We start from the raw sequence: 24,196 nt of genomic DNA, 5'->3' as shown, positions 1-24,196 counted from the left end.
TATTTTCCAACAAGTACAACACCAAAAGATTCCATCAAAGTCTAGGTTACCTAACCCCTCAAGAATATGTTATATTGCAGAGGCAAAGAAAGGAGAACAACCGTTCTCTATCTATGGGTCCAGCACAGTAATTTGACTTTCTCTCCTTTTTTTGATACAATGTTTTCTGTTCTTCCAAGTTGTTTGGAAGAATTTTTTTGCTCCCAAAAAGCAAAACTTATGCCCAAAAAAATTAAAACGGTTTTTCGTTCTTATCAGGGAAGGCACTTTTTCTCGCGCTGGTTAAGAAAGATCTTTGAAAGATCTCATGTCCAGCAAATACTAGGCCTTTCTTTAATGATGGTCGTTTTTTCCCTCAGCGTCTTGACCCCGCAGGCTTTGGCTTTTGTGGAAACAATCCAAATAAATTCTCTTGCCACTCAAGAAGAAATGCCGGTAGAAACAACAACCGAAGTCACCTTTAGATATCCGCTTACCATTTTTGATATTTCACAAGGTTTTTCTTGGCGTCATTGGGGTCTTGATTTAACGGCTCCGGAGGGAACACCGATTTATCCGATTGCCAAAGGCAAAGTTATGGAGGTTGGCCAATCAGCCTGGGGCTATGGTAATTATCTTTTAATCGACCACCAAAACGGACAAAGGTCTCTTTATGCTCATCTTTCTAAGCAAGAAAGTAAAGTCGGTGATCTGGTCGATAAAGAAACGACAATCGGTCTTGTTGGTCATACTGGCTGGGCTACAGGCAACCATCTGCATTTGGAAATCTATGAAAACGGTTTACCCTTAAATCCCTTAGAAGTTCTCCCGGAAAAATAACGTTAAAATCAATATGTTTAATTCGGTCTTAGCTATTGACAAAATAGGTTCCTATATTAAAAAATCTGGTAATAGATTTATTATTCAGAATAAAGACCTAAAAGAAGAATATTCTGCCGACAAGATCTCTCAACTTCTATTCTTAACCTCGGCGGCTATTTCCTCAGAGGCAATTCGTCTAGCCGTAGAAAAGAATATTGATATCGTTTATCTTGATTGGCGAGGAAATCCTTTTGCCCGAACTTATCGCCCAATCTTGGGTGGCACCACCCTAACTCGCCGCAAACAACTGGAAGCTTATTTCTCTCCTAAGGGAGCTTATCTCGTTCAAAAATTTGTCGAAGGGAAGACTAAAAGTCAAGATAATTATCTTAAATCACTGGCTAAAGACCATAAAGAAAACATCCAACTCCAATCATTGGTTAAAAGAAAACTCAATCATCTTACAAAGATTGATGGAAAAATTGATGATATTAGAGAAAAATTATTAGGTATTGAGGGTTCAATGGCTGCTATATATTTCAAAGGACTTGGTCTTCTTACCGGATTTAAACAGAGAAATCCAGAGGCAGATGATCCTTTTAACGTTTGTCTTAACTATGGTTATGGAATGCTCTATTCGGAAGTGGAACGGGCCTGTGTTTTGGCTGGTCTAGATCCCTACTTAGGCTTTTTTCATACCGACAGATATGGAAAACCCTCAATGGTTTTAGACGTCGTGGAGCTTTTTAGGGTAGCTGTGGTCGATAGGGCCATTGTGACTTTGTTTAATCGTGGTGAAATGGACAAAAATGATTTTGACATGCGGGGAGACAGAACCTTGGCACAAGGCGGCAGAAAAAAGATCGTTAGCGCAGTACTGGGGCGGCTTAATACTCAAATTGAGTATAGGAACAAAAAACTTTCGCTCAAAGATATCGTTTTGGCTCAAACCAGAGAAATTGCGGGTTTTCTTCTAGAACACCAAAGAGATTTTAAGCCATTTATATATAAATAATTATGATTTATTGGGTAATCTACGACATTTCAAAAAATAAAATTAGAAGCAAAATTGCCAATATTTGTAAAGATTACGGCCTTAAACGGGTTCAAAAAAGTATCTTTTTAGGAATTCTCACCCAAAACAAAGCGGAAATGTTAGCTTTAGAAGTTCAAAACGTTCTTAAGAAGCAAAAAAAAGACAATATTAAGGATAAAATTTTTATCGTCCCTGCCGGCAAAGAAGATTATGCTAAAAAAATTGTCATGGGAACTCTTGATGAAAAAGTGATCAATAAACCAGAGGTGATTTTTCTTGAATGAGACAAACCTTTCTTAACGCCACGGACCTCATGAACTATCTCTACGATCCCCGCATTCTCTATTTTGTCCACGTTCTGAAAATTCCCCAGGCAACTACCACCAAAGAGCTCGAGGGACGTCAAAAATATGAAGAATTTGAAAAAAAGTCAAAAAGAAATAAAATCATTAAAGAACTTCCCTATTTACCCAAAATTTATAATGTTTATTTGGCCTCAAAAGAAAATGGCTTTGCGACAAAAATAGACTGTGTAGCCATTGATAAAGAGAGAAAAGAGGCTTATCCGATACAGATCAAGTACTCTTTTAAACCACAAGCTCTTTATCGCACTCAAAAATTTCAGCTGGTTATGGAAGCAATGCTTATCAAAGAAAGGTTAGGGTATAAAGTGCCCTACGGGTTTATAAAGTTTCTCAAATCTAGTGATTTTGTCAAAGTTTGGATAACAGAGAATCTAAAAGAAGAGCTTTTACAGATTTTTTCAGAGATTAAGAGTATAATCAAAGAAGAAAAACTTCCAAGACCAACGCCGTATAAGAAAAAAATGATTGATAGTTGTTATAAGAATATTGAATAATATTATGCAACTTACAACCTCATACAAATTCAAAATTTTGCCAACAAGAGAACAAGAACTCTTTCTGGAAGACTATTTTTCTCGATTCGCAAAAGCAGTAAACTTTGTAGCCAGGAAAATTCCCGCTATCGAAAAGGACCAACAAGAGATTTACGAATTCATAAAAGAAGGATTAAAAGGTAAATGTTCCTATTGCAGTAAATCTTACCAATCCTGCAACAATCATAAGCCTGAGGGTAAAGACAGAAGAGATAGAAACAAAATCTGTAAAAAGTGTAAACAAAACTCATTGCTTAATAGAAAGAAGAAAGGTAAAAAAGAACTTATTTGCCAAAAATGTTGGAATAAAAAATTCAGCATTAGAAAGATTCTATATGCGACAAGAGGTAGAAAAAGGGGCACATATGGAGACATAAAGGACGCAACGAAATTACCTGGGACAGAATATGCATTAGCGTTTAAGCGTGGGGCAGATACAATCAAATCACATAAGAAGCAAGTAAAATTCGTAGAGAACCAAATTTTCTTTAAAAAGAGAAAATTACAAGAATGGAAAGAGGTTTCAAAAAATAAAAACCTCATATTCAGTGAACTCCAAGAAAGATATAAAAAGAATAGCCTCATTTCACGAACTCTGGAAAAATTAAGAGCCGAGTTTAAAAACAAAAAAACGATATCTGCTCGATATGTCTTACCACGCCAACCAAATCAGAAGGTAAACCGATTCAAACACATTATTTACAAAGACAATCCTTCAAAAGGAAAGAGCGAAGTAAGAATAATAAGGGAAATACAGGCTCTCGAAAAGACTATAGAGAAGCTTAACAAGCGCTTGAAGGAAGCAAAAATAAAATTCGATGGCAAAATAGTCGATCTTCAAAATACTGCCGTAAAATCCATAAATGGAAATTATATTGAGCTAAGCGTAGACGGGAAAAAAGAAAATTTCCCAATTGCGTTATCAAATATTAAATCAAAAAAAGGCAAGGAGTGGCTTTTAAAAATTTTAAAACAAATCCAAAAAAGCAAGCCTGTCTACCCGCTTCTTCTTAAGAAGAATGGTAAATTTTATTTAAGTTATCCAGTTAAACAAGAAATAAAAGAGCCAAGAATTGAAAGTAATACTCACATCATGGGGATTGACCGTGGAGTAAATCAGTTGGCAGTAACGGCAATCATAGATAAACCAAACGGAAAACCTCATGACATTAAATTCTACTCTGGCAAGGAGCTCATGTCTGAAAAAATAAAATATCAACTTATTAGAAAAAAATTTACTGGAACCAAAAGTGTCAATAAAAGAAGAACAAAATTTGGAGAAAAGGTCTTGAGAATTTCCGACTACCTCTTACACAATGTTTCCAGACAAATTGTTAACGAAACTCGTAGGTTTGTCCCCGTAGTTATAGCAATGGAGAACCTAAAGATTACACAAGGCGAGAAAAAACCAAAAACAGGAAAGGCAGTTGTTGAAAAGAAGATTAGATTTAAGTTATCCAATTTTACCTATGGAAAATTGCAAAAACTTATTGAATATAAGGCACTACAAGCAGGAATTCCTGTAAGGTTTGTGAAACCTGAATATACATCTCAAGAATGTTCAATATGCCACAAAGCGGGAAACAGAGATCGAGGATTCTTTCGTTGTACCAATCCAAATTGCGGTCATAAAATGAATGCGGATTTAAATGCTTCGATTAATATAGCCAACTCGCTTTACAAAGCACTTTAATTGTGTTTAAATTAAATTAACGACGAGCTTCAAGCTATATGCTTTGAAGTTGTGGAAGGGCTGTGTTGCACAGCAGTTTAAGTGGGATTGTCTTAGGTCCTCGTTACCGCTTAAAGACAATAAGATAAATTAAAGCTCTTTAGAACTGAAATTTATCGAACACCACAATCCTTTGTTTTTCTTGCGGAGGTTTTGAAAAATCCGCGAACCTTAACAAGTTTTATGCAGAAAAGAGGTTCACCTCAATTTTGCGTGTTTAAGAGGTCGGTTTTAGCCTCAAAATAAAGACTATTGCAGAACCTCTTAAGAAGAATTAAGGAATGCAACCTTTTAGTCTGAAGACGGTTGCGAAGACTTAAAGAATTGCAGAACCTCTTAAGAAGAATTAAGGAATGCAACACGCTTTGCCATAAATGTTTCCCAGAATATCCATCAATTGCAGAACCTCTTAAGAAGAATTAAGGAATGCAACTACAAGACACTAGAAGGAGAAAGTGAAAGAGAAAATAATTGCAGAACCTCTTAAGAAGAATTAAGGAATGCAACTCTTCATGACCCCGTCAATTTTATCATTCTTGATAATTGCAGAACCTCTTAAGAAGAATTAAGGAATGCAACTAGTCTTTGCGAAACCCAGTCGTCACTCATTTTTAATAATTGCAGAACCTCTTAAGAAGAATTAAGGAAACTATACACTATAATGTGGATACTACATTATCCAATAAAAGGTAAAATTTCCCCCTAAAACCCGCCTTGCGGCGGGCTTCTTTTTTTCGAATTTGGAATTAGATTATTTGTTTATTAGATTATTGATTTAGTATTCTCCCATTCCGCCCATACCACCAGGCACTTGTGGGGTTTTTTCCTTTTCCGGAATATCCGTTATTAGACATTCTGTCGTTAGAATCATCTCCGCCACACTCGCCGCATTTTGTAGGGCTGATCTGGTTACCTTCAAAGGGTCAATAATCCCCTTTGAAACCATGGAACCGAAATCCCCGGACAAAGCGTCAAAACCAAAATCTTGGGCTCCTTCTTTAACTTTCTCTAAGATAGCGTCAGCCTTAGCCCCGGAATTTTGAGCAATCCACCAAAGCGGCTGAGAAAGAGCTTTTCTTAAAATTCTCACGCCAATTTTTTCATCCTCGGCTTCGGTTTCTTTTTCCAGTTTATCCAGAACTTGCATGGCGCGAATCAAAGCGACTCCTCCGCCGGGAATAATCCCTTCTTCAATGGCAGCTTTGGTTGCCGCCACGGCGTCTTTGACTCTTTCTTGTTTTTCCTTAAGCTCGACTTCGGTCGCTGCCCCGACTTCTAAAACCGCCACTCCGCCGGAAAGTTTGGCCAGTCTTTCTTCAAATTTTTCCTTATCGAAATCAGAAGTTGTTTCGCTAATTTGTTTTTTAATTTGAGAAATTCTGGCGCTGATTGTGGCTTTAGTCCCTTTGCCGCCGATAATCCGGCAATTTTCGTTGTTAGCCCAGACTTTATCAGCCCGTCCGCAATCTTCAATCGCCACGTTTTCCAGTTTTCTCCCGGTATCTTCGGAAATAACCGTGCCGCCGGTTAAAATCGCCAAATCTTCGAGCATTTCTTTGCGTCTGTCGCCAAAACCCGGAGCTTTGACGGCTAAAATATTAAAAGTCCCCCGAAGTTTGTTAACAACTAGGGTCGCCAACGCTTCGCCGTCAATTTCATCGGCAATAATCACCAAGTTTTTGGAAACCTTCACAAAATTTTCCAAGAACGGCAAAAGATCGGCAATGGCGCTGATTTTTTTGTCCGTAATCAAAAGATAAGCATCTTCGATTTCCGCTTCCATTTTATCGGGATTCGTCACAAAGTAAGCCGAGGCGTAACCTTTGTCAAATTCCATTCCTTCTTTATAGGCAATTTCCAAAGTTAAACCTTTGCCTTCTTCAACGGTGACAACCCCATCTTTGCCGACTTTTTCCAAAGCTTCGGCAATTTTTTCACCAATGGCTGTTTCCGCAGCGGAAATCGTGGCCACTTGCGTAATATCCTGCTTCCCCTTAACCGGTTTGGCCATTTTTTTCAGTTCCGCAACAACGGCCTCGACGCCTTTTTCAATCCCTTTTTTCAAAATCATCGGATTGGCTCCGGCGGTTAAATTTTTAAGGCCTTCCGAAACTATCGCTTGAGTTAAAACCGTCGCGGTTGTCGTTCCATCACCGGTATCGTCGTTGGTTTTAGAAGCGGCTTCTTTGATAAGTTGCGCTCCCATATTTTCAAACGGATCGGGAAGGTCAACTTCTTTAGCCACGGTCACGCCATCATGAACCACACTGGGGGCTCCCCATTTTTTATCCAAAGCGACATTCCTGCCCTTAGGCCCTAAGGTCGTGACGACGGCTTGAAAAAGGGTATTAATACCGCGGGAAAGTGATTGTCGTGCTTCTTCGGAAAATTTTAATTGTTTCGCCATTTTGCCTCCTTAAATTTATTCTAATATTGCCAGGATGTCTTTTTGCTCAACCAATAACCATTCTTCGCCGTTTATTTTAACCTCGTTACCGCCCCATTTTTTGTACATGACTTTTTGACCGATTTTTATTTTCATGGGGATTAATTTACCATCGTCCGTCATCGCTCCGGGACCGGTCGCCATGACTTCGCCTTTTTGGGGTTTTTCCTTGGCTGATTCGGGTAAAACGATACCACCCGGTGTCTTTTCTTCTCCTTCAAGAGGTTTAATTAAAACTAAATCAAACAAGGGTTGAATTTTGGGCTTAAACATAATCTATCTCCTTATTGTAAATATTATCACTCGATAATAACGAGTGCTATTCTAGCAGAAAATCAGAACTTGTCAAGTCCCCTTTTTTGAAGACGCGCGGCGTATTCTTTAAAAATCCAATCTCTTGAATCTTGCGGATGAAAACGTAAAATTCCTTCGGTAATAACTTCGGTGGTCCGGCGTTTTCTCATAAACCAAAGTTGAAACAGTTTTAAAAGAGTTTCGACAAGATTGAAGACAAAATCTGCCATCTTGAACTTTCTCTTTCGGTTGATGTTTAATGCTTCGTGTTCTATGTTATGTATCGTGAAAGAGGCGTTGGGCAAATATTTTTTTGCCCACTGATTTTCCCTAAAAAATCTGGCGGACGTTTTATCTTTATCATAAAGCGGTCTTATTTGGCAAATCTCGTGAGCGGAAAACAAATCCTGCTCTTTTTTGGGAACCCTAAGATGTTCTTCGTCTAAAAACATATTCAGACAAATTTTATCTTTGACTTGCGTCTCTTCCGGTTGGCGCCGCTTGCCGACCAAACTCACCAGAAAAGTGACCAAAAAACGCGTCAACCAGAGTCTTTTTTTGGCAGAAACAATCAAAAGATCAATATCGTCGTTTTTGTCTGAATTCAAAATCGCTAAGCCTCCAGTTATGCCAATCATTTTGACCCAGGGAATAAGTTTTAAAGATTTGGCTGTCTTTTCGGCAATTTTTAATTTTTTTTGGCTCCATTTCTGTCGTTTTTTGCGCAGTCCGACAATTTTTTCCCTGCCTTTTAAAAAATAAAAACCATCATATTCTTTGGTTGGTTTTAAATCACGATAGGCTTTTTTAATTTCTTCTTTTGAGCTTTTTTTTATTAAAAGAAACCGCCACGTTTCCTCCACGGTGAGCGGATAATCAAAAAGATCAGCGTAAATTAGGGTGCGCAAGATCGCTTCGTTAATTTTGATCATTTACTCGCGGGCAGATTTACCGGCCGGTAGAGAAGAAACTAAGCCGTAAGTTGATAAAACCTGATTCACTCCTTTATCTACAGTTTCTAAAGCGGCCGTAGGACTAACGCCTTTGTCCAGAGAATTTAAAGCATCTTCAAAATATTTAATGATTTTATCGTTAATCCCATTATCATAAGTTCTGGAGCTTAAATAAAAAGATTTTGCCAGGGGCGCTTGACTAATATAGGCACCAAGATAAGGATCATTAACCAGGGTGTTGCCCAAATCAACTCTGGCGTAAGGTTCACCGAAAAGACGAATTTTTGCCTCTTCCGCGTAAAGCTTGGTCATCACTTCTTTGCTACTCAGATAATTCAAAAATTCAAAAGCCTCGTCTTTATTTGGGGATTTTGCCCAAACCCCCTCAGCCCAATACGAAGCCCAATTAACCTTTGTTTCTGAAAGTTGCGGCACGGGTAAGATTTTAAATTGAAGATTGGAATTAAGACTTTTAATCTCAAACGCTTCCCAGGAAGGAGCAAAAATCATCGCCACTTTACCCTTGGCAAAAGCCAAAAGCGAATTATCTAAAGTCTCGTCCCAAATTTTACCCGGCGGCGTGTCACACGCCTGAATAGTTTCAAAACTATGGAAAAAAGTTAAGGCGTCTTCGGCCTGGCTGCCGGTTGGCTTCGCCGGATCAACACCGCTTTGTAAGATCAGTAAACCTAAAATGTCCGACCAGTGTTCCACGTTATTCGTCGCGCCTAAAGCTACTCCGGCTGTCTGAATCCGTTCCTCATCCCAGGTGGTCATTTCACAGGCCAGTTTTTTTAAATCATTCCAGGTCGCAACCGTCGGAATTTTCCCCGCCGTCCGAAAAAGCTCCTCATTGATATAAAGACCTAAACCGTCAATCTCTAAGGGAACGGCAAAATAATCGCTGCCCTTTTTAAAATTTTCCGTCACCACCGGATAGAAATTTTGGTTGAAATTTATAGTCTGCAGGATTTTTTTGGGCACCGGAGCCAAATCACGATTAAACATCGGCTGCCAGGTATTATGAATCCTGAAAAGATCCGGTCCTTCACCTCTGGCTAAAGACGAGGCTAGTCTTTCCCGATATTGTTTTGGGCTTTGTCTTACATAATTAATCGTTATTTTGGGATGGGTTTTTTGAAAATCAGCGATGATCGGTTGCATAATTTTTTCCGGCTCCCAAAGTCCCCAATAGGTTAAAGTCACGGGCTTAAGTTTTAGTCTTGGCAAGACAAGAAAAATAACCGCCAAAACGGTTAAAGCCAGGACGATTATGGCCAAAAAGGCAAAGAGGGGGTTTTTTCCGGTGTTCCCGCCTTGAGGAATTGAAACTTGGGAAGAATCTTCAATTTTGACCGTTTCGGGAACAAACGAAGGTGTTGATTTTACTTCCGGCAATGGTTGCTCCGGGGAGACAAGCGGCGGGGTCCCACTGACTGATTGATCGGGTATTGGCGGATTACTACTAACCGGTGTTTGATCTGTCGTTTCTTCCATGCTTATGTTATCATAAACCAAGCAAAAATGGCCGTCAAGAGTAAAACAAAATTAAACGCCAGGCAATTCCGTTTCTTAGGGTTCTTCCTTATCGGGACAGGTTTAGGCCTGGTTTTGTTAATTTTGGGCTTTTTTCTTTTGTTTGAACTTAAATATCATGATAAAATTTATCCCGGTGTTAAGGTTAATAACATTGACGTCGGTGATAAAAAGAAAAGCCAAGTCAAAAATTATTTTGTCAGTCAGAATTCTTCCTTTGCCGATTTCACTTTTACCTTTAAATTCTTAAGTGAAGATAAAAATCTTATTGCGACGGCTTCCGGAGCTCAGTTGCAGGTCGGTTATAATAGTCAATTATTAGCCGACCAGGCCTTTCTTATCGGTCGAAGCGGAAGTTTTGCTACGGCTTTATACCAAAAGTGGCAAGCCCGAAAAGGAGAAATTAATCTGCCGGCCAGTTTTTCCCTTAATCAGGAGGAGTTAGAAAAATTTATAGACAAACTGGCAAAACAAATCGATATTCCCGCTCAAGAAGCCCTTTTCCAATTTGCCTCCAACCGAGTCGTGACTTTTAGACCATCTTTAGAAGGCCAGGCGGTTGATCGAAAAAAAGCCATCGAGGATTTTAAAAAATTAATTTCTCCCCCAAGCTCGGGAACGATTGACTTAACGATTTTCCCGGTTGAACCCAAGGTAAAAACGAATGAGGCTAATAATTTAGGCATCAAAGAAATGATTAGTGAGGGTAAATCTTTTTTCCAGGGCTCAATTGCCAACCGTATCTATAATATTTCCCTGGCGGCTTCAAGAATTAACGGACAATTGATTCCTCCGGGGGAAATTTTTTCTTTTAACCAGGCCGTGGGTGAGATTTCGGCTGAAACCGGCTATAAACAAGCTTATATTATTAAAGAAAAAAGGACGGTCCTTGATGACGGCGGTGGTGTCTGCCAAGTCTCAACCACTTTTTTCCGTGCGGCTCTCAATGCCGGTTTACCGATTGTCGAACGTCAGGCTCACGCCTACCGCGTCGCCTATTACGAACAAGGTGATTTCGGACCGGGCCTGGATGCGACCGTTTACGCTCCAAGGGTCGATTTAAAAATCAAAAATGACACGCCGGCTTACATTCTTATTCAGGCAACCGTTGATTCTAAAAAGAAAGCTTTATTTATTGATCTTTACGGAACGGCGGACGGCCGCACCGTTATTTTAAGTAAGGCCAAAATCACCGATCAGGTCGCGCCCCCGCCGGATCTTTATCAGGATGATCCAACCCTCCCCAAAGGAGAAATTAAACAAGTTGATTTCCCGGCCTGGGGGGCTAGGGTCGCTTTTGACTGGCAAGTAACCAGGGGTTTGGCAACTCTGCAAAAAAAGACCTTTTATTCAAATTATCAACCCTGGCAGGCCATTTACCTTCGAGGAACGAAGGAATGAAATATAATAATTACCAATAAATACCAATACTACTAATAATCCAATATCAAAATATTGGTAGTATTTGAAATTTGTAGTATTGGATTATTCTAGCATCTATGAGAAAAGTAATTGATCTTAAACAACTAGAAAAAATGGTCAAAAACATAAAAGCCACAGAAAAAACCATAGTTTTGGTCGGCGGTTGTTTTGATCTTTTACATGAAGGCCATCGCCGATTTCTGCAAGCGGCCAAAAAGCAGGGTGATCTTTTGTGGGTGGCTTTGGAAAATGACAAAGCCATTAGGAGATTAAAAGGCCAAGACAGGCCTATTAATAAAGAGAAAGTTCGGGCCTCAAACTTACTTAAAACCGGCCTGGTTGATCGGGTTATTCTTTTACCGGAATTAAAAACCGATGATGATTACTTACAAATGACAAAAATTATTAAACCTAAGATCATTGCCGTAACTCGGAATGATCCGCAACTTAAAAACAAACAAAAACAGGCCGAAATTGTCGGGGCGAAAATTAAGATCGTTATTAAACAAATTCCGGGTTATTCGACCACCCAAATACTTAAAAGATGAAAATCTTAGGAATTGAAACATCTTGTGACGAAACTGGCGCCTCAGTTATTGAGGATGGAGTAAAAATACTATCCAATATTGTGGCTTCGTCGCAGCCGATACATATAAAAACCGGCGGTATTATTCCGGAAATAGCCGCCCGGGAACAAATTAAATTGATTCTTCCCGTAATCGAGTCTGCTCTTAAAAAAGAAGGGTTGAAAATTGAAAATGTCGATGCCTTGGCTGTCACTTCCGGTCCTGGTCTTGTCGGTTCGCTTTTAGTCGGCCTGGAAACAGCTAAAACCTTAGCCCATGTCTTTAATAAACCCATTATCCCCGTTAATCATCTCCTCGGCCATGTCTATACCAACTGGATCACAAAATCAAAAATTAAAAATCAAAATTTACCAGAATTTCCGGCCATTGTCCTTATTGTCTCCGGTGGCCACACCGAACTTCTTTTAATGACTGATCACGGGCAATATGAGTGGTTGGGCGCAACTCGGGATGATGCCGCCGGTGAATGTTTTGATAAGTGCGCCAGGTTGCTCAAACTCGGTTACCCGGGTGGACCGGCCATCGCCGTGGCCGCGGCGAAATTGAAAATTCAAAATGCAAAATTTAAAATTAAACTGCCGCGGCCAATGCTTAAAAGCGATGATTTTGATTTTTCTTTTTCCGGTTTAAAAACCGCGGTCTTACGCGAAATCGAGCGTCAATCCATAACTCATAACCCCAAACTCATAACTTATCTTGCTCATGAAATCCAAGAGGCAATCACCGATGTCTTAGTTGCAAAAACCCTCCGAGCAGTAAAAAAATACAAAGTTAAATCTGTCCTTCTCTCGGGTGGAGTTGCGGCAAATGATCGTCTTCGGGAAAAATTTCTTGATACTTGTTACTCACTACCAACTACTAAATTTTTTGCTCCGCCAAAAAATTTATGTACTGATAACGCCGCCGGCATTGCGGCCTGCGCCTTTTTTAATTTTTCGCCTCTCCCCTGGCCAGAGCTTCGCGCTCTTTCCTCTTTAACCCTCTAAAATTTCCTTGCTTTTAAGTTTTTTCTAGATTAGAATAAACTCGACGAATTTATGGACAAAACCTACAATCATCAGGGTGTGGAAGAACGAATTTATTCCCTTTGGGAACAGGGCGGTTATTTCACCCCTAAAATTGATCAAAAGAAAAAACCGTTTAGCATTATTATGCCTCCGCCCAATGCCAATGGTCCATTGCATGTTGGCCACGCGATGTTTGTGACGATCCAGGACATTTTAGTCAGATTTCACCGGATGCTCGGCGAGCCGACACTTTGGTTACCGGGTGCGGACCATGCCGGTATTTTAACGCAGGTGGTTTTTGAAAGAGAATTAAAAAAACAGGGCAAAACCAGGTATGATTTGGGTCGCGAAGAATTCTATAAACAATGTTATGAGTTTTCGCAAAAAAACAAAGTTTATATGTACAGTCAGTTAAAAAGACTGGGGGCGTCCTGTGACTGGACCAGAGAAAAATTTACCCTTGACCCGCAAATTGAAAAAATCGTTTTAGAAACTTTTAAAAAGTTAAATCAAGACGGCTTAATCTATCAGGGCGAACGCATTATTAATTGGTGTCCCCGCTGCGCCACCGCGCTTTCGGATCTTGAAGTCGAATATGAGGAGCAATTGGGCCGCCTTTATTTTATTTCTTACGGTTCGCTGGTTATTGCCACGACCCGTCCGGAAACCATGCTGGCCGATGTGGCTGTTGCCGTCAATCCCAAGGATAAACGCTATCAGCATTTAATCGGCAAAGAAGCTCTTTTGCCTCTCCTCGATAAAAAATTGCCCATTCTGGCCGACGACAGTGTTGACCCGCAATTTGGCACCGGGGCTTTAAAAATTACGCCCGGTCATGATCTCCTGGACTGGGAGATCGGCCAAAGACACCGCTTACCCGCGCCGGTCGTCATTGACGACAAAGGCAAAATGATTAATGTCCCGAGAAGATTTTTAGGTTTACCTGTCGAAGAAGCCCGGGAAAAAGTTGTCGGCGAATTGGATCATTTGCGCGTTTTGGTTAGAGCCGAACCCTATAAACATAGTGTCGCGGTCTGCGAGCGCTGCCGGACAACGATTGAACCGATTATTTCTTTGCAGTGGTTTATTAAAACCAAAACCCTGGCCCAACCGGCGATTAAAGCTGTTAAATCGGGCGAAATTAAAATTGTGCCCAAAAGCTTTGAAAAAACTTATTTCCAATGGATGGAAAATATCAAAGACTGGTGTATTTCCCGCCAAATCTGGTGGGGCTATAAGATTCCCCTGTCTGGTTCGGAAGATACTCTGGATACCTGGTTTTCGTCGGGTCAATGGCCGTTTGCTACTTTAATGGCCAATTCAAAAGAAGATTTCGACTATTTTTACCCAACCACGATGATGGAAACCGGTTATGATATTTTGTTTTTCTGGGTGGCCCGAATGATCATGCTGGGGCTTTACCGAACAAACAAAGTACCTTTTCAAACCGTTTATCTGCACGGCTTAGTCCGGGATGCTTCAGGCCAAAAAATGAGTAAAAATAAAGGCAACGTTTTGGATCCATTAGTCGTCAGTGATAAATATGGTGCCGATGCGGTCCGTTTTGCTTTAATTTGGGGCACGGCAGCTGGCCATGATTTAAATTTAGGCGAAGAAAAAATCCGCGGCATGCGTAATTTTTCCAATAAACTTTGGAATATCGGCCGTTTTCTTAAGCTCTTTACCGAAGGCAAAAAGATCCCGACCTTTAAGCCGAAAATGGAAGGTTTAAAAGACGAAGACAAAAAGATTTTAAAGGATCTGGAAGAACTTATTAAGAAGGTGACGGAAAATCTTGAGAAGTTTCAAATGGCTCTGGCGGCGCAGGCTTTGTACGAATTTTTATGGCACCGTTTGGCCGACCAGTATTTGGAAAGTTCAAAAAAAAGAACGAACAATGGTGATTTCATCGCCCTTTCGGTTTTAGAACATGCTTATCTAACTTCCCTGCAACTCCTCCATCCTTTTATGCCGTTTATTACCGAGGAAATCTGGCAAAAATTCCAGAAAAAACCTTTAATTATTGAGCCATGGCCAAAAACAAACTAGAATTCCCGCATATTTCACGCATGATTAACGCAAAACGTTTAATTTTAGAGCCAAAATTAGGCGTTTTGGGCTTTCTGACGCTCTTAATTCTTATTAATCTTTTTCCAACGCTCTTTAACTCGTTTGGGGTGGTTTCCCCAAGTTTTTTGGCTTTAGAACAGGCAAAACTTACAGTGATGCTCTCTCCCCAAAGCCTCTCCCCTCATCTGCTTTTGGCCCAGGAATATTTAAAAAGAGGTGATTTAGAAGGAACGGAACGCGAGCTTTTAATTGCCCAAACTTTCACCACAACCAATCATTTAGGCAGTAATAATTCGGTTTTGGCCGCGTCTTTATCCCCTCTTAAAGTCTTGGAACGAATTAAAAACGAGCCGCAAAGGATAAGAAGTGAAATCGTTTTTTGGGAAAAAGTGGTTTTGGAAAAGCCGGACTATCGCGACGCTTATTTACAATTGGCAATTTTAAATTATCAAATATACGAAAAAGAAAAGGCCAAACTTTATCTTGATAAAGCCCTCAATCTTGACCCCAACTTCGAACCCGCAAGAAAATTAGAAGAAATAATTAAGTAAGTCTAGATATTTATAATCTAAGACAATATTACTTGGCTTCTTCCTTTTTTGCCTCTTCTGGTTTAGCTTCTTCCGCAGGTGCCTGGGTCGCTTCTGCTGGCGATGCTTCTCCGGCCGGAACTTCGCCTTTTTCGGCGGCGGCTTCGGCTGAAGCGGCTTCGGCGGCGGCTTTCTCTTCTTCAAGCATTTTCTTCGTTTCTTCGGTAACAAGCGAACCGACTTTAACCACCACCAATTCTGGTTCGGCCAAAAGAGTCACTTTATCAGAAACTTTAAGGTCTTTAACTTTAATTTCCTGTTCGACTTCTTTTAAAAGTGTTACGTCAACCTCGATTTTTTCCAGCAAATCCGTAGGCAAGGCCTCGACTTCAATTTCGTTAACCGGCGTCAAAAGCAAACCAATTTTTTGCTCAACCGCCGGCGCTTCACCGACAGTAACAACCGGCACCATGGCTTTAACTTTTTCGGTTAAATTGACGCGGTGAAAATCCACATGGAGCGGCTGGCTGGTAACCGGATGAATTTGTAAGTTGTGGACCAAAACCGGATGCGCTTCTCCGTCGCCTACTGACAAATCAATAATCCCCGTTTCCCCGGCTTTTTGATAAACCTGCATAAAAGCTTTAACGGGAACCTGAATGGCTAAAGACTTAATTTCTTTGCCGAAAATATTAGCCGGTAAAAGTCCCTGTTGTCGCAGGGTTTTAACTTTGCGGCCGCTGATTTTTCTTTTTTGAGATTCTAATTTATGTTTTTCCATTTTTTATTTAAGCTTGACCATAAAAAAACGATCGATTAACAGATTCGTATTATAACTGATCCCGCCATTCTTGGCAAGAGAGGAAAAGTCTGTTTCTTTAATGGGCCGTGTGCCGGAGAACTTAAGCGTTAACGGGTCCTCAACCGTTCCGGCTTGCTTTTGAACCAAAAGTCGGTAAGTTAATTTATCAATTGGCTGGGTAAGGGGAATTTTACTTAAAATCTCCACCTTGACCTTTTGGCCCGGAGCAACTTTAAAGAAAAAACCGAAGGAATTTTTGCCGAAACTAACCTCCTTATCAACATCTTTATCTAGAGCTAAAACGGTATTGTCAATCATAATTTTTTCGACAATCGCCTTTTCCCCCATTAAGACTCTTAAATAATTTTTGTATTCTCCGCCCAAGGGGGTCTTGGCCGGGCTGGTATTTTTATAAATAACGCTTAATTGAGAATTTATTTCCTTTTCGTTAAATTCCGTTTCTTTTTCTATTTCTCTTTTTAGGTAATAGTTCGTCTTGTTAACTCCTAAATTAGCGTCCAAAACCAGAAGATAATCGTCGAAACACTGACTTTCGGAAACGCCACATGGGGCTTTTTTGACCTCGCCTCCCCACCCCTGATCAAGAACAATTTTTTGGGCTAAATAATTGTCTAAAAAGACGAAAAGGTGTTTTTGGGCAAAAGACTCTTCCAAAACTTGGCTCAAACCAAACCAGGGGAAATTTTTAGAAGTTATTATTTTTTGAAAAATGGCGTTAGCTAAATTACCTAAAAAATCTTTCTTTTGGGTTGAACCGGGAAAAAAATTCTCCTGCGTATAGGTTTGAGTTTTAAGATATAAATTATCCGCGGTAATTTTCTCCTGATAGTCGGGTAAGTTAACCGGGCCGGTTAACTTTAAGAGGTTTTTAACTAAATCTAAATCCAAAGCAATCACCCCGTCGGGTTTTAAACCGATTTCTTTTTCCAAAAACCAGGCCGCCTTTTGGGCGTTTGTCGGAAAATCGGCCTCCCAGTTTGAATCTCTTAGATACCAATGAATTTGGTCTAAATAGGTTCGTATCGGTTTTGGCGGCTCAACGTGTCCTTTAAGTTGACCGTCAACGGTATAAATGTCTTCAATCTTAAAATCTAATTTCCCATTCTCGATTTTAATGAAACCGACGGTCCCTATAAATCCCCCACCGGGACGAAGTTCAAAATTATTTTGGAAAAGCAGAAGATAGGTTCTTTCCCCTAAAAACCAGGGGGCAAAGTTTAAAAAACTTTTAGCCTTAACCAGATTTTGCCTCAAGTTTTTAACTTGTTTAAATTTTTCAGGAAAAATTGAGGGCTGGCTGATTCTCGTTTCCATCAAGGCTAATTCTTCTTCGGCCAAATTAAGGTTAAGACTTGTTTTTTTTAAGATTTCATCGGTTGTTCCTATCTCTTCGCCCAAAAGAACCCGGCTTAATTTTTGTCCTTCTTGCCCAGCCTTAAGAAGATAACGGCTAGCCAAACTTAAATCCTGACCAATATTTAACCAAGCGGTTAGTTTTCTTTCCGCCGCTTCTTGACCGAGGATTTGAAAAACAAATTGCCAGTCTTCTAAATTCTCTTTAGCCGCGGCAAAATGATTTTGGGCCGAAAGAGCCCGCGCCTCTCCTTTAATAAAAGCCGAGGAAAAAGCCAGGTCTTGGGTTTTTTTTAAATCCCAAACACCCAAAGTTAAATTTGAAAGAAAAATCGTCAACGGTAAAGTCAGGAAAAAAAGAAAGAGTAAAGAAAGCCATATCGTTGGTCGGAGTTTTGCTTTTTTAACCCTGTTCGGTTTTGCCCAATAAGCTCCGGCCCAAGAAAGATCAATAATTTTTTCTTTTGTTTGACTAAGGGCAATTTTTAGAATTTTTCCAACGACCATTTCCTCTTCGCCGTTAAACCCGAAAATTCTAATAATTTTTGCGTCTAGTTTCTGTTTTTCAATGGCCTGGAGAACTTTTTTTTCGGCTTTTTGACCAGGGTCGTTTTCTTGGTTTTTGTCAATAATTAAAAAATATTTTGCGTGATTAAAAACAGCTCTGGCTAAAAATTTATCAACTTGGGCAAAATTATTTAATTGAAAAATATAGTCTGCCCTTTCGCTTTCGTTAAGATTAGCTCCTTTGATTTGGAGTGCTTCCCTAAAAAGAGCATAGAGAGGCGATTTTTCTCCAGTTAAAGAGATTGCGATCTTTTCGGTTTGAATTTCAACTGAGACTTTTGGTTTTTGTCGAGAAAATTCCATAGATAATTTGTCTAAATCGGGCGAAAGATTATAAAAAAAATCTTTGTTTCTTCTTGAGAATTTCCAAAAACGACATGAGCACTATAAGTCTAGTGCTTGATTGACTAATTTGTCGGCCCGCCAATTTTTTTCACGAGGAATAAGCTCGTAATTAATCTTGATCTTAAGTTCTTGTTCCAGTTCTCGAATCTTTAAAATAAAATTGCGAAGATTTCCATTTTTAACTTTAAAGAGGCCATTAACTTGATTGACAACCAAACGTGAATCAAGAAAAAAATGAAGGTGGGAAATGGCCGCTTTAAAATTTGAGGTTTTAAACCATTCCAGGGCTTCAATAATCGCCAGATATTCAGCGATATTGTTGGTTGCCTCCCCTATTTTTTTGGCTATCTTTTGAATCGTTTTTCCGTTTTCATCCTCAATATAAACACCGACCGCCGATGGTCCGGGATTGCCTCTTGAACCTCCATCCGTATAGATAAAAAGTTTGTCAGACATTTGGTTTTATTTTACCACGGATCAACTTAGGATTGGAGGATTAATTTGAGAAGGTTTTGTTTTTTCTTGATTCTTTTTAAGGTTTTGTAAAATAATCGTCGTCATTATAACCATGATGATGGTTTGCAAAAAAGGAAAAGACAAATTGAAAGAGAGAAGACTAAAAAGACCAAAAATCGTGGTCGGTAGAATAATTGAATGCATGCTGATCTGGTAGGCTTTTTTATAAGTCAATGGGAAACTAAGGATTTTTCCCAAAAACCAGGCCAATAAAGCGTAAAACAAAAGAGATAAAAAAAGACTCAAAGGAAGAAAAAGAAAAAGGCCGAAAAAAATCAATAAAGCCAGGAAAGGCACAAGATAGACGGCAATTTTTTGCACCCAAGGCATCATTTGTTTCGTTAGATCCTTAATCTCTTGCTGGTTAATCGTCAGGTTCGGAACGTCGGCTAAAGAATAAACGCGAAAACCACCATTCTCTTTATCCTGTATCACTAAATTATTTTTCGTTAAAAGAATCAGGGTTTCATAAGCCGAAAAATCTTCAATGACGGCTTTGGTATCAATCACTAAAAGATTCCTGACAACGGGCGTTTTGGCCCCTAAAACATCATTCTCTTGGAAAATTTTCTCCACGTCTTTTAAAGAAAAAAAGTAGGGCTCGACCACGTTGGTTGAGGCCTGGCCTTTGTCAATTTTAATTTCCAAATCGGCCGGATAAATTTTTTCCAATTTAGAAGGTAGGGTCAAAACCAGGGTTTTTAAGGGGATCAATTTAGGGACAATAAAAGCCGTGCCGATTAAGGAGTAAAGAAAAAAATAAAAATAAAAAAACTTTAAGGAAAAACTAAAGGGCGCTTTAATAATGTCCACATAATAACCTGGCGAAGTCAATGATCTTTTAAGAACATAGAAAAAAACCGTCAGTTTCTTCATTGTTTTATGATCTCTTGTTTGTCCTTGTTTGTCAAGGATTGGGGTTTTTAAAACAATTGTCGGTTCTTTAAAAGATCAAGAGCGGTTTTGGGGAAAGAAAAAAAACTCGGTCGAAATTTTAAGGTTTGAGCGATTAAAAAACTGGTAAGACAAAAAACCAATGTTTCGGTTAAAAAAGTTATCCAGGCCGCCGCGTAGTAAGAATAAGAGGGGATAAAGAAAAGATTCAGGGAAAAGTTAAAAATTAAGGCCGCGACGGAAATAAAAAAATAACGACGCTGCTTCCCTAAAACAATCAAAAGATAACCGGTTAAATGATTTAAAAAACTGGCCAAAACGGCAAGACTTAAGATGCGTAAAAGCGAGATACTTGTAAAAAATTCCGGGAAGCGGCCCCAGGCCACTAATTTAATCGCTAGGGGAGCCAAAATAAAAGTCGCCAAAATAACAAAAATGCCGGCCAAAACAAGAAGATCAAAAGCCCGCTGATAAACCTGGCAAAGTTTATTTTTGTCTTTTTCACGGGCCAAAATCGGCAAAAGCGAATTCATTAAATAAAAGGCGCCTAAAACCAAGACTTCATAAATCCGGTAAGCCAAGCCGTAAACGCCAACCGCCGTACTGCCCTTAATGGCTTGTAAAATTAACGCGTCAATCCGGTTATAAACAGAAAATAAAATTAAGATCCCGCCCATGGGTAGGGCCTCAAGTGACAACTTTCGTAAAACCGGAAATGACAAAGAAAACTTAAGACTGGTTAGGGAGAAAATCTGGCCGAAGCCGACCAAAACCGCGATGATGTTGGCCAAAATAACGGCCCAAATTAAAAAAACAAGCGTTCCGCCGAAACTCACTACAAAAAAAGAAAAGAACAAGGTTAGGGCGCTGGCGATAAAATCCAAAAGAACAATTTTGTCGAGTTTTAATTTGGTTTGGAAAATAATCCCCAGGGAGTTTTTGAGACTAAAAAAAAGAATTAAGAACGAGGCCAAAATCACCAAACGTTTTAAAGGCTCTCCGTTATGGGCAACGCCGGGAAAAAGACAAATCACCAACCAGCTGATTAAAGTTGCCAGTAAGGAAAGAACCAAACGCAAAATTAAGACGTTGCTAAAAATTTGACTTTCATTTTTTTCTTGGCGAGCGGCTTCACGAACCGCAATTAAAGCCGTTCCCCAGTCGGCCACTGACGAAAAAATGGCGACAAAAGAAAGAACAAAAACGTATTCACCAAAGCCGGAGGCTCCCAGATAATTTGTCAATATCGCCGTGGTGGTTATCCCAAAAACAACCGTTACGATCTTGCCCAAAATCTGAATCAGGGTATTATAAGTCACGATGCGGGAAAGGTTCATGGGTTAATTTTAACACTTCTTTCTTGACCCGACCAAATAAAACTAAAAATCAAAACCATAAGAATCTGTCCTTGTTGAAGGGTATAAAAATAATGATCAAATAGGCCCAGTATCAGCATAACGCTAAAGGGAACAAGCAGGAAAGAATTTGTTCTTAATCCCTTTTGATAGGTTAAAACGATTAAAACTAAAAAAAAAACCAGTCCCATAAATCCCGTTTCGGCGCCGATCAAAAGATAAAGATTATGTGCCGGTTGTAAAAAACGAACCAAGCCGTGGTTTTGGTAAAATTCCGGCAGACGATTAAAAAAATTGGCTAACCCGACACCCAAAAAAGGAGAAGCTTTAATCATCTTCAAAGAGGTTGTGTTTAATTCTTGTCTTTGCGCTATTGATTCTTCGGGAATAGGAATAAATCTAAAACCTAAAATCCCGACCGTTAAGAAAACCATAAGCCCAAGAAGTAAATATTTTGGGTTAGGTTTTTTTCTTGGCCAAAAATAAAAGCCTAAAAGTCCTAAGAAAAAGCCGAACCAGGCCGTGTGACTGAAGGTTAAAAAAAGAGCCACGCTCCCAAGCGCCAAACCAAAACGCCAGTGTTTTGGTCTTAAAAAAATCACCAATAAAAGATCCAGGGTTAAAAACCCGGCCAAGACATTGGGGTGAGAGAAAGTGGCATAGGGTCTTAAAAATAATCGTCCATTAATAACCGTCTGGGCAATTCCCGGTGTTCCGGCATTAAAGTTACGTTCGCCCAAAAACCAAAACAGGCCACCCAAAGAACCCTGGTTTAAAAATTGAAAAACGGCAATTAAAGAGGAATAAATAACGGCTCCAAAAATCGGGTAACGGAAATCAGAAAGGGAGATTTTATTTTTAACCAAAAAAAGGAAAAGGAGGACAAATTCCGTCACCTTGATTAATTTATAAAAAGCCGCCGGCTGGTTTTGAGCAAAAAAACAATTGGCAAGAAGAAAAATTAAGAGGAGAAATATTTTTCCTTGTTTTTTTAAAAACAAAAAGAAGGAAGCAGGGAAAAATTGACTGAAAAACCAACTTGCCAAGATTCCCAAAATAAGAATATCGGTTAAATAAATCGTCGGGGAGAGGTAGTCAATTTTTAGACCAAAGATCATGGTCCATTCCGGCCAAAAATGTTTTCCCAGTTGCACCGGCAAAAGAAAAAGAAGAAGATAAACAAACCACCGAGAAAATTTCATGTCTTGGGAGTTTATTCTTTTGGCTTAATAATTAGTTTTCTTTCCACGCCTTCGCCTTCAGAAGAACTGGTCACTTTGGGATGATCGGCCAAAATAAGATGAACAATTCTGCGTTCAAAAGAAGAAAGATTGGGTAAAACCATCGCTTCGTCCGTCGCTATCACTCTTTCGGCCGCACTTAGGGCCATCTGTTTTAAAACCTCTTCTCTTTTTTGCCGCCAGTCGCCAACGTTAACGATCAACCGCAACCAACTGCCCAGTCTTTTGTAAAGAATTAAGGATAAAATTAACTGCAGGCTTGTTAGGGTTTCGCCGTGATAACCGATTAAGATTCCCGTGTCTTCCGTTTCAATTTGCACCTCATAAACATCTTCTTTTTCTGAAACTTCAATTGTCGCTTCAACCATCAGGTATTCGAGGAGCTTCTGGGCTTCGGTTTTAATAATTTTTAAGTTTTCTTCCGTCATCTTTTTATTTCCCTTTATTAATTTGCAGTTGCTGGATTATACCAAGAATACTAAAAGTGTTCCAATATAAAGATAAACCAACCGGAAAAGAAAAGGCAAACCAGCCGATCATTAAGGGAAAGAGGAAACTCATCTGTCCCTGCATAATCTTGGCCGCATCGTCTTTGTCCGAAGAGGGCTTGCCCTCCGAAGCCTCTCGCCGTTGCGAAGCCTCGCTATGGCGGAGCGCGGTAGGGGAAGGGGGCGTCATTAATTTGGTTTGATACCATTGTAAAAGGGCGGTGATTAAGGGAATAGCTAACAGCCAAATCCCGTCCGTTTGCCAACTTGATGGTTTAATCCCTAAATTAGCCCCGAAAAACGAAAGGTCAATACCCTGAATTTTCAAAAAAGGGAAATAAACAATCTGGTTTATTTCCTGAACCACTTTTTCTAAATTACCGTTGCCTAAAATTTGCCAAAAAACATTATAAAGGGCGATAAAAACCGGCATCTGTAAAAGCAAAGGTAAACAGCCGGCGGCCGGATTAACTCCGGCTTCTTTATAAAGTTTTAATTGTTCCTGTTGTAGTCTTCCCTTATCTTTGCCGTATTTTTTGGCCAGTTCATCCAAACGAGGCTTTAGGTCTTGCATTTTTTTGGCGCTTTTCAGTTGAGAACCCATAAGGGGATAAAGAAGCAATCTTATAAAAATCGTCATGGCGATAACCGCCAAGCCAAAAGCGCCGGGAAGTTTTATTAATTCAAAGACTTTATAAAAAGCCATCAAGAAGTTTAAAATCGGCCAAATTAAAAGTTGATTAAAAATATTTGCTTCAATCATGGAATTTCGTCAAGACCTCCTTTGGAAAACGGGTGACAACGACTAATTCTTTTTAGAGTTAAGAACAATCCCCGTAGTATACCATATTTATTGATCGCCTGATATGAGTATTCGCTACAGGTTGGAGTAAAACGACAAGCTTTGTCGGTTATAAATAAAGTTTTCGCCCAGCCCGTATCCAACGAAAGATATTTTTGGTAAAACCGGATACTTTGGAGGAGAATTTTTTTCACGAGATGGTAATTTTTTTTCTACCTTTAAACTGTCTTCTTTTTAGGACTCTTTTACCACCACGGCTTTTGTTCCGTTCTCGAAACCCATGGGTTTTAATTCTTTTTAGTTTTTTTGGTTGGTAGGTTCTTTTTGGCATCGTTGATATAATATATCATATTTTTAAGCTCTTGACAATTGTCGTAGTGTAACATAATTACGTATACACTTTTAAGATATTATGGATAGTTTACGAATTCGCTATTTATGGCCTAAAATGCCACTCATGCATAACTGTATTAAATCCCGATGGGTGGCCGAAAAAATGC

At 39.5% G+C, this 24,196-nt stretch carries 24 protein-coding genes and 1 CRISPR repeat array; of the genes, 10 read left to right on the top strand and 14 right to left on the bottom strand.

The features are described from left to right. The first annotated feature begins 219 nt into the window (after positions 1 to 219). From M1575_02805 to M1575_02785, 5 genes are read left to right on the top strand one after another with little or no spacing between them, the layout of a single operon-like run. On the top strand, positions 220 to 819 hold the full coding sequence (locus M1575_02805; protein ID MCL5095634.1) for a M23 family metallopeptidase: 600 nt from the start codon (positions 220 to 222) through the stop codon (positions 817 to 819). A 13-nt stretch (positions 820 to 832) separates the two neighbouring features. After that, positions 833 to 1,816 carry a CRISPR-associated endonuclease Cas1 gene (gene cas1, locus M1575_02800; protein ID MCL5095633.1) on the top strand — a complete coding sequence of 328 codons (984 nt, stop codon included), beginning with the start codon at positions 833 to 835 and terminating at the stop codon, positions 1,814 to 1,816. A 2-nt stretch (positions 1,817 to 1,818) separates the two neighbouring features. Then, positions 1,819 to 2,121 (top strand): CRISPR-associated endonuclease Cas2, encoded by a 303-nt coding sequence (cas2, locus tag M1575_02795; GenBank protein MCL5095632.1) that lies wholly within the window; start codon positions 1,819 to 1,821, stop codon positions 2,119 to 2,121. Then, the gene (gene cas4 / locus M1575_02790) at positions 2,118 to 2,696 is read left to right on the top strand and encodes a CRISPR-associated protein Cas4 (protein MCL5095631.1); all 579 of its coding nucleotides are present in this window, start codon (positions 2,118 to 2,120) and stop codon (positions 2,694 to 2,696) included. Before cas2 ends, cas4 begins: the two co-directional genes overlap by 4 nt. A gap of 4 nt (positions 2,697 to 2,700) precedes the next feature. Beyond that, on the top strand, positions 2,701 to 4,428 hold the full coding sequence (locus M1575_02785; protein MCL5095630.1) for an RNA-guided endonuclease TnpB family protein: 1,728 nt from the start codon (positions 2,701 to 2,703) through the stop codon (positions 4,426 to 4,428). A 289-nt stretch (positions 4,429 to 4,717) separates the two neighbouring features. Next, a CRISPR array of direct repeats spans positions 4,718 to 5,121; the repeat unit is 38 nt; unit sequence AATTGCAGAACCTCTTAAGAAGAATTAAGGAATGCAAC. A gap of 121 nt (positions 5,122 to 5,242) precedes the next feature. Here M1575_02785 and groL read toward each other — a convergent pair. From groL to M1575_02765, 4 genes are all read right to left on the bottom strand, one after another. Continuing rightward, entirely contained in the window at positions 5,243 to 6,874 is a 1,632-nt protein-coding gene (groL, locus tag M1575_02780; protein MCL5095629.1) for a chaperonin GroEL, read from the bottom strand. A gap of 15 nt (positions 6,875 to 6,889) precedes the next feature. Then, positions 6,890 to 7,186, bottom strand: a complete 297-nt coding sequence (locus M1575_02775; protein ID MCL5095628.1) for a co-chaperone GroES — start codon at positions 7,184 to 7,186, stop codon at positions 6,890 to 6,892. A gap of 62 nt (positions 7,187 to 7,248) precedes the next feature. Further along, positions 7,249 to 8,139: a hypothetical protein gene (locus M1575_02770; protein MCL5095627.1), complete on the bottom strand. Its 891-nt coding sequence runs from the start codon at positions 8,137 to 8,139 to the stop codon at positions 7,249 to 7,251. Continuing rightward, positions 8,140 to 9,657 (bottom strand): extracellular solute-binding protein, encoded by a 1,518-nt coding sequence (locus M1575_02765; protein MCL5095626.1) that lies wholly within the window; start codon positions 9,655 to 9,657, stop codon positions 8,140 to 8,142. A gap of 27 nt (positions 9,658 to 9,684) precedes the next feature. Here M1575_02765 and M1575_02760 point away from each other — a divergent pair, with 27 nt between their 5' ends. The 5 genes from M1575_02760 to M1575_02740 all read left to right on the top strand — a co-directional run bounded on the left by M1575_02760 (position 9,685) and on the right by M1575_02740 (position 15,333). Beyond that, complete coding sequence (locus M1575_02760) at positions 9,685 to 11,097, top strand: VanW family protein (GenBank protein ID MCL5095625.1); 1,413 nt, start codon at positions 9,685 to 9,687, stop codon at positions 11,095 to 11,097. Positions 11,098 to 11,195: 98 nt separating this feature from the next. Continuing rightward, positions 11,196 to 11,666: an adenylyltransferase/cytidyltransferase family protein gene (locus M1575_02755; protein MCL5095624.1), complete on the top strand. Its 471-nt coding sequence runs from the start codon at positions 11,196 to 11,198 to the stop codon at positions 11,664 to 11,666. Beyond that, entirely contained in the window at positions 11,663 to 12,691 is a 1,029-nt protein-coding gene (tsaD, locus tag M1575_02750; protein MCL5095623.1) for a tRNA (adenosine(37)-N6)-threonylcarbamoyltransferase complex transferase subunit TsaD, read from the top strand. The genes M1575_02755 and tsaD overlap by 4 nt, the downstream gene beginning before the upstream one ends. Before the next feature lie 51 nt (positions 12,692 to 12,742). Then, the gene (locus tag M1575_02745) at positions 12,743 to 14,761 is read left to right on the top strand and encodes a valine--tRNA ligase (protein ID MCL5095622.1); all 2,019 of its coding nucleotides are present in this window, start codon (positions 12,743 to 12,745) and stop codon (positions 14,759 to 14,761) included. Next, positions 14,743 to 15,333, top strand: a complete 591-nt coding sequence (locus tag M1575_02740; protein ID MCL5095621.1) for a hypothetical protein — start codon at positions 14,743 to 14,745, stop codon at positions 15,331 to 15,333. The genes M1575_02745 and M1575_02740 overlap by 19 nt, the downstream gene beginning before the upstream one ends. Positions 15,334 to 15,361: 28 nt before the next feature. On the opposite strand, the gene M1575_02735 is transcribed toward M1575_02740, so the two are convergent. From M1575_02735 to rpmH, 10 genes are all read right to left on the bottom strand, one after another. Then, complete coding sequence (locus M1575_02735; GenBank protein MCL5095620.1) at positions 15,362 to 16,093, bottom strand: 50S ribosomal protein L25; 732 nt, start codon at positions 16,091 to 16,093, stop codon at positions 15,362 to 15,364. Positions 16,094 to 16,096: 3 nt separating this feature from the next. Further along, a complete protein-coding gene (locus M1575_02730) occupies positions 16,097 to 18,358 on the bottom strand; it encodes a DUF4012 domain-containing protein (protein MCL5095619.1) in 2,262 nt (753 codons plus the stop codon). Between the two features lie 81 nt (positions 18,359 to 18,439). After that, positions 18,440 to 18,856, bottom strand: a complete 417-nt coding sequence (locus M1575_02725) for a ribonuclease HI family protein (protein MCL5095618.1) — start codon at positions 18,854 to 18,856, stop codon at positions 18,440 to 18,442. 21 nt (positions 18,857 to 18,877) lie between these two features. After that, positions 18,878 to 19,792: a DUF1189 domain-containing protein gene (locus M1575_02720; GenBank protein ID MCL5095617.1), complete on the bottom strand. Its 915-nt coding sequence runs from the start codon at positions 19,790 to 19,792 to the stop codon at positions 18,878 to 18,880. Between the two features lie 47 nt (positions 19,793 to 19,839). Beyond that, positions 19,840 to 21,147, bottom strand: a complete 1,308-nt coding sequence (locus M1575_02715) for a flippase (protein MCL5095616.1) — start codon at positions 21,145 to 21,147, stop codon at positions 19,840 to 19,842. Beyond that, positions 21,144 to 22,367: an O-antigen ligase family protein gene (locus M1575_02710; GenBank protein MCL5095615.1), complete on the bottom strand. Its 1,224-nt coding sequence runs from the start codon at positions 22,365 to 22,367 to the stop codon at positions 21,144 to 21,146. Before M1575_02710 ends, M1575_02715 begins: the two co-directional genes overlap by 4 nt. A gap of 11 nt (positions 22,368 to 22,378) precedes the next feature. After that, positions 22,379 to 22,834, bottom strand: coding sequence for a KH domain-containing protein (locus tag M1575_02705; GenBank protein ID MCL5095614.1), 456 nt, complete (start codon positions 22,832 to 22,834; stop codon positions 22,379 to 22,381). A gap of 4 nt (positions 22,835 to 22,838) precedes the next feature. After that, entirely contained in the window at positions 22,839 to 23,657 is an 819-nt protein-coding gene (locus M1575_02700; GenBank protein MCL5095613.1) for a YidC/Oxa1 family membrane protein insertase, read from the bottom strand. Then, entirely contained in the window at positions 23,654 to 23,890 is a 237-nt protein-coding gene (gene yidD, locus M1575_02695) for a membrane protein insertion efficiency factor YidD (protein MCL5095612.1), read from the bottom strand. Before yidD ends, M1575_02700 begins: the two co-directional genes overlap by 4 nt. Continuing rightward, on the bottom strand, positions 23,887 to 24,027 hold the full coding sequence (rpmH, locus tag M1575_02690; protein MCL5095611.1) for a 50S ribosomal protein L34: 141 nt from the start codon (positions 24,025 to 24,027) through the stop codon (positions 23,887 to 23,889). The genes yidD and rpmH overlap by 4 nt, the downstream gene beginning before the upstream one ends. Between the last annotated feature and the right edge of the window lie 169 nt (positions 24,028 to 24,196).

This window comes from Patescibacteria group bacterium, from assembly GCA_023473585.1.
Classification (GTDB): Bacteria; Patescibacteriota; Microgenomatia; order JAMCYU01; family JAMCYU01; genus JAMCYU01.
The sequence above is the reverse complement of the archived record's forward strand: the minus strand, read 5'-3'. Positions and strand labels throughout refer to the sequence as shown.